General features: G+C 61.5%; 8 protein-coding genes. 6 read left to right on the top strand and 2 right to left on the bottom strand.

What is annotated here, in order from left to right:
• Positions 1-398: 398 nt before the first annotated feature.
• On the bottom strand, positions 399-1,259 hold the full coding sequence (locus tag M3436_19080; protein ID MDQ3566096.1) for a sterol desaturase family protein: 861 nt from the start codon (positions 1,257-1,259) through the stop codon (positions 399-401).
• Entirely contained in the window at positions 1,243-2,004 is a 762-nt protein-coding gene (locus M3436_19075; protein MDQ3566095.1) for a sel1 repeat family protein, read from the bottom strand. Before M3436_19075 ends, M3436_19080 begins: the two co-directional genes overlap by 17 nt.
• A gap of 188 nt (positions 2,005-2,192) precedes the next feature.
• On the opposite strand from M3436_19075, the gene hisA reads away from it, so the two are divergent.
• Genes hisA through tatB form a run of 6 tightly spaced genes read left to right on the top strand, consistent with a single transcriptional unit; the run spans position 2,193 to position 5,108 of the window.
• Positions 2,193-2,948, top strand: coding sequence for a 1-(5-phosphoribosyl)-5-[(5-phosphoribosylamino)methylideneamino]imidazole-4-carboxamide isomerase (gene hisA, locus M3436_19070; protein ID MDQ3566094.1), 756 nt, complete (start codon positions 2,193-2,195; stop codon positions 2,946-2,948).
• Entirely contained in the window at positions 2,935-3,711 is a 777-nt protein-coding gene (gene hisF / locus M3436_19065) for an imidazole glycerol phosphate synthase subunit HisF (protein ID MDQ3566093.1), read from the top strand. The genes hisA and hisF overlap by 14 nt, the downstream gene beginning before the upstream one ends.
• A gap of 15 nt (positions 3,712-3,726) precedes the next feature.
• Positions 3,727-4,140, top strand: coding sequence for a phosphoribosyl-AMP cyclohydrolase (gene hisI / locus M3436_19060; GenBank protein MDQ3566092.1), 414 nt, complete (start codon positions 3,727-3,729; stop codon positions 4,138-4,140).
• A 46-nt stretch (positions 4,141-4,186) separates the two neighbouring features.
• Positions 4,187-4,510 (top strand): phosphoribosyl-ATP diphosphatase, encoded by a 324-nt coding sequence (locus M3436_19055; GenBank protein MDQ3566091.1) that lies wholly within the window; start codon positions 4,187-4,189, stop codon positions 4,508-4,510.
• Between the two features lie 45 nt (positions 4,511-4,555).
• Positions 4,556-4,789, top strand: coding sequence for a twin-arginine translocase TatA/TatE family subunit (gene tatA / locus M3436_19050; GenBank protein MDQ3566090.1), 234 nt, complete (start codon positions 4,556-4,558; stop codon positions 4,787-4,789).
• Between the two features lie 4 nt (positions 4,790-4,793).
• The gene (gene tatB / locus M3436_19045; GenBank protein MDQ3566089.1) at positions 4,794-5,108 is read left to right on the top strand and encodes a Sec-independent protein translocase protein TatB; all 315 of its coding nucleotides are present in this window, start codon (positions 4,794-4,796) and stop codon (positions 5,106-5,108) included.
• Positions 5,109-5,156 lie beyond the last annotated feature (48 nt).

The following is a 5,156-nucleotide window of genomic DNA, read 5'->3' as shown; positions in this document are numbered from 1 at the left end:
GTGGTCATAGGCGTATGCAGCCTCGAGGTTGATCGCTTAACTATAGCAGTGAGAGCTTGTGATTAAATCTACTGCGCAGCCCGCCCGCATCGTTGCGCGGTGCTCGGAATCCTCATGTATTTCCACATACACTGCGGTTGCTCGCCTCGTCCTTGAAGCACGCCCCTTTGGGGCTTATGCGCCGTTTCGCTCCCGGCGAAACGGTCCTGCGCGCCGTGCGCCTCGCGGGCGGGCTTGCTCGCTACGATTTCTTCACAAGCTCTGAGTTGGCTCGTATCCCATTCAGGTGCTATCGCTCGACGGCGTTGTAAAATGTGCTCCAACGCTTAGGGACTGACCTATATGACCGGCTAACGCGCGGAAGATTTTTTTAACCTTAGAAGTCCGCGGTGTATCGCCTAACCGCTGACCTTCCCGATGAACGGCAGGGTCAGCATGCCCCCGAGCCGATCCACCTTCAGGGGATCGCGAAACGTCTGGATCCCGAGGATCATCTCGGTATGGCCCTTCCTCGGCGCTTGGCGGTAAGTCCCGAACAGGCGATCCCACCAGGGGAGGTTGAAACCGAAGTTGGAATTGGTCTCGTCCTCTTCAATCGAATGATGCACCCGGTGCATGTCGGGCGTCACCACCAGCCAACGTAAGCAGTGATCGATAAGCTCCTGCATGCGCACATTGCTATGATTAAACATCGAGGTGGCATTGAGTAGGACCTCGAAGGCGAGCACCGCCGCAGCCGAGGGCCCGAGTACCACGATCACCGCAAATTTGATCACCATCGATAATAGGATCTCGAGGGGATGAAAGCGGGTCCCGGTGCTCACGTCGAAGTCAAGGTCCGCGTGATGGACGCGATGCAACCGCCACAATAGGGGCAACGCATGAAACATGACGTGTTGGAGATAGATGGCGAAATCGAGCACCATCACGGAGATTACGAACGCGAGCGCTTCCGGGCATTCGATGTAATTGAGTACTCCCCAGCTTTGCCGCTCCGCGAAAAGCGCCATGCCGACCGCCGCCCCCGGGAAAACCAATCGCAACAGAACAGTATTCAGGGCGACGACGGCGAGATTGGCGCTCCACCGCCCCGCTCGCGCTAGCGCGAGCGCACGCTTAGGTGCCTTGAATTCCCACAGGCACATGACCGCGAATACGCCGGCGAAAAACGCCAGGCGGATCGCGGCTTCGTGGCTGATAATGAATTCTTGCATGTCTTCACGATGGTCGCTGAGCCGTCGCTTATCCGCCACGCGCATGACCCTGAACCTGCAACTCGTGCAGCATCTGAATAGCTTTTTGATACTGGGCGGGGGTCAATCTCTTGGCGAGCCGATCGCGCTCGACCGCGGCATCCTTATCTTCCTGTTCGGCGGCCATGGCATACCATAAATAGGCGAGGGTTTCGTCCTTGGATACGCCCGCCCCATCGCGGTACATCCCGGCCAACATGAGTTGGGCATGCTTGAGGCCAAGTTCTGCGGCCCGTTTATACCATAGGACCGCTTCCGTCACGTCTCGGCGCACCCCCTTGCCATCGTCGTACATCAGGCCAAGATTGAACAGGGCCTCGGAATCACCTCGCTCACCCGCCCTCTTGAACCAATGCGCGGCTTGCTCGTAATCCCTGGGTACGCCCTGGCCCTCGAAATACATGATGCCGAGGTTAAACTGTGCGCCCGGATCGAGCACGGCGGTGGCTTTTACAAACCACTTCGCCGCCTGTGTCTGGTCGCGAGGGACCCCGCGCCCATTAGCGTACATGAGAGCCAGCTGGTATTGCGCCTCCATATCACCGCGCTCGGCAAGCGGCGTCAGATCCCGCACCACCTTCGCATAGTCACCCTTTTGGTAGGATTCTTCGATGGCCCGCATATCCGCGCCGGGGACGGCTTCCACCTCTACCTGCGAGTAACCGGGGGCGGCAAAGACCCAGAGAGCGATAAGCGCCCGAAAAAAATGCCGGCCGGTCCGCGTCGACCAAGCGTGGATTTCCCGTATCATTCAAAAACCCTGAAAGCAGCACTTGCAATGGATCTCCGCCTATTATACGCACACCGAATTAAGCCGTGCGCCCGGATAACGCGGGACTCGCATATCGATCTGCTTGTGCTACTATTATTGGCAACCATCGTTCTCGCCTGTTTGACTCGCGACTAGCCTCGAAACGGACCTCTCGCCTGCTGATCCCGATGTTGCTGATTCCAGCGATTGACCTCAAGGACGGTAAGTGCGTGCGATTGCGGCAAGGCCGTATGGACCAAGACACGCTGTATTCGGAAGACCCGCTGGCCATGGCCAGGCATTGGGTCGCGGCGGGAGCGCGCCGGCTCCATGTCGTCGACCTGAATGGGGCGATGGTCGGTAAACCTGTCAACGCCACTGCGATCCGCGGCATTTGCCAAAGTCTCCCGGACGTGCCGGTCCAAGTGGGAGGCGGGATCCGCGACGAAGACACGATTCAATCCTATCTCGATGCCGGGGTGCGATACGTCATCATCGGCACCAAGGCAGTGACGACACCGCATTTCGTCTCGGACATGTGCATCGAATTCCCGGGGCATGTCATGGTCGGGCTGGATGTCCGTGACGGCAAGCTCGCGCTCGAGGGTTGGTCGAAGCTTTCTCATCACACCGCGGCCGATCTTGCCCAGCGTTTCGAGCAGGAAGGCGTTACCGCCATCGTCTACACCGACATCAGCCGCGATGGGATGATGAACGGCGTCAATGTCCAGGCCACCGCGGCCCTGGCGCGCGGGATCACCGTGCCCGTCATCGCCTCGGGCGGGATCCGCAATCTGGAAGACATACGCGGCCTATGCGAAGTCGCGCACGAAGGCATCGAGGGGGCCATCACAGGCCGGGCGATCTACGAGGGCAGCCTTGATTTTACGAAGGCCCAGCGGCTCGCCGACGGCGTGCGGATTGCGGATGATGGGGCTCGCTAAACGCATTATTCCCTGCCTTGACGTGGACGCCGGCCGGGTGGTCAAGGGGGTGAAATTCGTCGACATCCGCGACGCCGGCGATCCGGTCGAGATTGCGCGCCGCTATGACCAGCAAGGCGCTGATGAATTGGCGTTCCTGGATATCACGGCCAGCCGCGACGCGCGCGACACGTTGGCGCATGTGGTCGAGGCCGTCGCCGCTCAGGTGTTCATCCCGCTGACCGTCGGCGGCGGGATCCGCAGCGTCGAGGATATACGCCGGCTCCTGAACGCGGGCGCCGACAAGGTTAGCATCAATACCGCGGCGGTGCACGATCCGGAACTGGTGCGCCGAGCTTCGGACCGCTTCGGTTCCCAGTGCATCGTGGTGGCCATTGACGCGCGGGCGGCACCGGCCGCGAACCAGGCGCCACAAAGGTGGGAGGTTTACACCCACGGCGGAAGAAATGGCACCGGGATCGACGCCCGCGCATGGGCCGCCAAGATGGAACAGCTCGGCGCCGGGGAACTCTTGCTGACCAGCATGGACCGCGACGGCACCGGCGACGGATTCGATCTCGCTCTAACCCGGGAGATCGCCGATGGGGTGCGCATCCCAGTCATCGCCTCGGGGGGAGTGGGCAACCTCGATCACCTGGTGGACGGCGTCTGTATCGGCAAGGCCGATGCGCTGCTCGCCGCGAGTATTTTTCATTTCGGTGTGTACACGGTGCGCGCCGCGAAGGAACGGATGCGCGAGGCTGGCATCGAGGTCCGCCTTTAAGCTATCGTGAGCACCATGCAAAGCGAGATCAGGTCGCAGTCGACAGGGTGGCTGGATAGAGTCGCCTGGAGTGAAGACGGACTGGTGCCCGTGGTGACCCAGGAATCGGGCTCGGGCAAGGTTCTTATGCTGGCATGGATAAATCGCGAGGCGCTGCGTCTGACCGCCGAGACGAAGCAGGCCTTCTACTGGTCGCGCTCACGGCAAGCGCTTTGGCGCAAGGGCGAGCAATCCGGCCATACCCAGCATGTGGTCGAGATCCGTCTGGACTGTGACCGCGACGCCGTGCTCCTCATCGTGGAACAAGCGGGCGGCATCGCCTGTCACACCGGTAGGCGCAGTTGCTTCTTCGATCGCCTTGAGCGCGATCATTGGATTGCCGATGGCGCGATCATCAAGGACCCGGCACGGATTTACGGCCCGGGATGACGGCGTGCGGCGGGCGCTTCATCGGCGATAAGATGCGGCAGGAATCATGAGCACTGTCCTCGACCGGCTCGCCGCCGTGATCGAGGCGCGCAAGGGCGCCCCGCAAAGCGGGTCCTACGTCGCGAGCCTCTACGCACAGGGCCTCGACGCGATCTTGAAAAAGCTCGGTGAGGAAACCATCGAAACCATACTCGCGGCTAAAAGCGGTGATCGCCGTCAGCTTATCCATGAGACCGCGGACCTCTGGTTTCATAGCCTGGTCATGTTGGCGGCGGCCGGCAGCGGGCCGGGCGAGGTGCTGGCCGAGCTTGAGCGGCGTTTCGGACAGTCGGGCATAGACGAAAAGGAAAGCCGGACGAAGCAGGGATAAACTCGGCGCACGCATGCACGTCCGGCCGCGGCGTCTTAATCGTTCATCTTAGAGGAGATCCGCCCCATGGGCATAGGCGTTTCGGAACTACTGGTCGTATTAGCGATCGTGGCGCTGCTGTTCGGCACCAAAAAACTACGCAACATCGGCACGGATCTCGGGGCCGCCATCAAGAGCTTCAGGAAAGCCACCGCCGAGAGCGAGGAGGCCGCCGACGCGCCCCCGAGGGGCTCCGATTCGGACGGCGGCCCGGCCGAGAAACGCAACGACCGGCTCTAGCCTTATGTTCGACATCGGGTTTTGGGAGCTATGCCTGGTCGGGGTCGTGGCGCTGATCGTGCTCGGACCCGAGAAGCTTCCGCGCGCCGCGCGCACGGCCGGATTGTGGCTCGCGAAGGCCAGACGGACCCTGGCGACGGTCAAGGAAGAGGTCAATAGAGAGCTGGATCTGGAAGACCTCAAACAACTCGGCGCAAGCTACCCATCCAAGACCGGCCCGGCCGCACCTCCGGATCTCGCCGCACCATCCGGCCCGGCATCGGCGCCGCGCGTGCTCGCGGAGCCAGGGCGCCAGGAAAATGCCGACAACGCCCCCTGACGCTCCGCAGGAGGCGGAGGAACAGCCCTTCCTATCGCATCTGGTTGA

Source organism: Pseudomonadota bacterium (genome assembly GCA_030859565.1).
Lineage (GTDB): Bacteria > Pseudomonadota > Gammaproteobacteria > JACCXJ01 > JACCXJ01 > USCg-Taylor.
This window is presented reverse-complemented; position numbering and strand designations above follow the sequence as displayed.

Bases quoted from the DNA above. Each gene is read 5' to 3' on its own strand.
- hisA (MDQ3566094.1), top strand. From the start codon at position 2,193: ATGTTGCTGATTCCAGCGATTGACCTCAAGGACGGTAAGTGCGTGCGA.
- M3436_19075 (MDQ3566095.1), bottom strand. From the start codon at position 2,004: ATGATACGGGAAATCCACGCTTGGTCGACGCGGACCGGCCGGCATTTT.
- M3436_19080 (MDQ3566096.1), bottom strand. From the start codon at position 1,259: ATGCGCGTGGCGGATAAGCGACGGCTCAGCGACCATCGTGAAGACATG.
- M3436_19055 (MDQ3566091.1), top strand. From the start codon at position 4,187: ATGAGCACTGTCCTCGACCGGCTCGCCGCCGTGATCGAGGCGCGCAAG.
- hisI (MDQ3566092.1), top strand. From the start codon at position 3,727: ATGCAAAGCGAGATCAGGTCGCAGTCGACAGGGTGGCTGGATAGAGTC.
- hisF (MDQ3566093.1), top strand. From the start codon at position 2,935: ATGGGGCTCGCTAAACGCATTATTCCCTGCCTTGACGTGGACGCCGGC.
- tatB (MDQ3566089.1), top strand. From the start codon at position 4,794: ATGTTCGACATCGGGTTTTGGGAGCTATGCCTGGTCGGGGTCGTGGCG.